This window comes from Dellaglioa sp. CoH-57-MRSF-22, assembly GCF_056781895.1.
The window spans coordinates 1-246 of the sequence record NZ_JBXAXT010000254.1 but is presented as its reverse complement, the minus strand read 5'-3'; the positions used below and the strand labels follow the sequence as shown (position 1 = coordinate 246).

1 protein-coding gene is annotated in these 246 nt (G+C 63.0%); it reads left to right on the top strand.

Features of this window, described 5'->3' with window-relative positions:
- Window positions 1-54: 54 nt before the first annotated feature.
- Window positions 55-246: hypothetical protein (locus AC1RPR_RS08990; protein WP_481763605.1), on the top strand; the 192-nt coding region annotated here is incomplete at its 3' end.

Sequence of the window (246 nt, the reverse complement as noted above, 5' to 3'; positions counted from 1 at the left end):
GGCAAGGGCTTTTACGGTGCGGTTGCCATTCACGACCGGAAGGAACATTAAACCATGGGCGCGCAGCAAGCCTTTATCGCGCGTGTCAATCGCGATGGTGTCGCCCGCTTTTGCATCCGGCTCGCGGGCGGCTCGGCTAATGGTCTGTATGTGACGGCTGGGGGTGTCACGACAGAAGCCCGTAAGGCCCTGCTATGGGCTCGCGGCCCTGACGCAAGCGGCGCGGCCTGTACCGTCTACGGCTAC